The organism is uncultured Campylobacter sp., from assembly GCF_938018145.1.
In the GTDB taxonomy this organism is placed as follows: domain Bacteria; phylum Campylobacterota; class Campylobacteria; order Campylobacterales; family Campylobacteraceae; genus Campylobacter_A.
In genome coordinates this window covers 1-2,058 of record NZ_CALIII010000372.1, presented here as the reverse complement: position 1 = coordinate 2,058, position 2,058 = coordinate 1, and the positions used below count along the sequence as shown (strand labels likewise).

2 protein-coding genes are annotated in these 2,058 nt (G+C 39.7%); one reads left to right on the top strand and one right to left on the bottom strand.

The window, feature by feature from the left end; genetic code table 11:
• The first annotated feature begins 127 nt into the window (after positions 1-127).
• Positions 128-880 carry a sulfite exporter TauE/SafE family protein gene (locus Q0338_RS08540; RefSeq protein ID WP_298086380.1) on the top strand — a complete coding sequence of 251 codons (753 nt, stop codon included), beginning with the start codon at positions 128-130 and terminating at the stop codon, positions 878-880.
• An 89-nt stretch (positions 881-969) separates the two neighbouring features.
• Here the strand turns inward: Q0338_RS08540 and Q0338_RS08535 are convergent.
• On the bottom strand, positions 970-2,058 hold a 1,089-nt coding region (locus tag Q0338_RS08535; protein WP_298086379.1), incomplete at its 5' end, for a methyltransferase regulatory domain-containing protein.

Here is a 2,058-nt window from a genome sequence, read left to right as displayed (position 1 = left end):
GCAAAGGCCAAATTTAACCCCGCAAAAATCATCAAAAACAATCTTTTCAATAATTTTCCTTTTTTAAATTTTAAAATTAATTTTACCCAAAAACGGCTAAAATCGGATTTTACTTTAAGGCGAGATTATGGAAATTTTATCGGTTGCGTCGATCGGATACGTGTGTTTGGGGCTATTTGTCGGCTTTTTGTCTGGATTTTTGGGCATCGGAGGTGGTGCGGCGGCCGTGCCGATACTCGTATTTTTGGGCTTTGACGTCAAATACGCAATCGGCGTGAGCGTCCTTCAGATGGTTTTTAGCTCGGTTTACGGCTCGCTTTTAAATATAAAAAACAAAAACGTCGATCTAAAGCCCGCTTTGGTGCTAGGTATCGGCGGCTTTTGCGGGGCTAGTGCTAGCGGCTTTATCGTGGCGAGCGTTCCGTCTAAATTTTTGCTTCTAACGCTTATCTGTATTCAAATTTTTAACGTTATTAAGCTATTTTTTAAAAATCCTGAGCCAAAAGGTGCGCAAAATCCCTCTCTCGTACCGCTTTTTTTCGTCGGCCTTTTCGTCGGCGCGGTGGCTATCAGCGTGGGTATCGGCGGCTCGGTCATCATCATGCCGGTTTTGATAAATTTCTTAAACTACGACATAAAAAAGGCGATCAGCACGGGGCTATTTTTTGTGATATTTTCGTCGATTTCAGGTTTTATTAGCCTCGCCTCGCAAGGGCTCGTGCAGTACGAGGTCGGCGTTTTGGTCGGTATCGGCTCGCTTATAAGCGTGAGATTTGGCGTGGCTTTAGCACAAAAAATCGACCGCACCGTCCAAAAAAGATGTTTGCTTGCGCTCATCTCTACGACTCTAATTATAATGATAAATAAGCTTTTTGCTTAAATTTGAGTTTATGGATTTAAAACAATACGATTAAATTTGCGATAAATAAGAGAGTGGGGTAAATTTACCCCGACCACCTTCAATAAAAATCAGAAATTTTCTAAAAATCCGCCGTCGCTTAGTTTTAGCTCGAGATCCTTTACGTACTCTTCGGCTGCTTTTTGGTATTCGTTTTTGCTGACGGTTTTTATCGTTTCGCCGTTTTTGCCGGCAAACTCCAGATTCCTTTCGCGTGCAAATTTTACCGTTTGTTTTACGATATTTTCGAGCGAGTTTTCGCCGTTAAATTTAAGCGCGATAAAGGCGTCAAACTGCGAAAAATTTGCCGGCACGTTTAGCTCGTCTGCGATTTTTATCACGGGCTCGTCTGTAGCAGAGAAATACTCAAAATATCCGTGTACTCGCTCTTTTATACGGCTTTTACCTGCTTCGTAAACGACTTTCGGACGTTCGTAGGTCGTTAGCTTCGCGCAGTTTGCGGCTAAAATTTCCATAAAACCTAAATATGCCGATTTTACCGCATTTTTGTCATCTTTTAAAAGCGCCGCGACATCGGCAAAATTTACGCTTGCTGGGTATACGTCGGTAAAGACTTGATAAAGCCAGTCGTATTGCGGTTTCATAAAGCTATCCCTTATGCTTTTATATCTATTGTCTTCTTTTGTAAAGCCTACTGATATATGAAGCTTACAAAGCTCTTCCATGCCGATATCTACTTGGAAGTTTTCGCCCAAAAGCTCCTTGTGTACTATTAGGCTTGCTCTAAAAATTTTACCTGTTAAAAAGTCCAAAGCTTGCTCTTTTTCTACTCTGGATTTGAAATTTGAGTCAATGAATTTATCAAATTTTTCTAATCCTAAATTTGATTCAAAAACATCATTTAGACTAACTTCAGATAGGTACATTAGTCCGTTTTTGTCGAGGTTTTCTGCAAAATCTTTAAAATAAATCGGGTTATTAAAAACATCTAAATATTCGTGCATTATGTATGAATCGTCTGTTTTTAATGTCCACTCTGCGTAATATTCTAGAGCATTATGATTGATTAAAATTGTACTTAGGCCATTATCGCCGGTTTTGTAAAATTTAGCGTACTCTACAAGCGTTTTTAGGATTTCTCTTGCTTTGGCTACCTTTGCGGCTTCTCCTTTTATATCCTTAGTGCCGAACATTAAAAA

Coding starts and splice junctions, on each gene's coding strand:
- Q0338_RS08540 (WP_298086380.1), top strand. CDS start 128: ATGGAAATTTTATCGGTTGCGTCGATCGGATACGTGTGTTTGGGGCTA.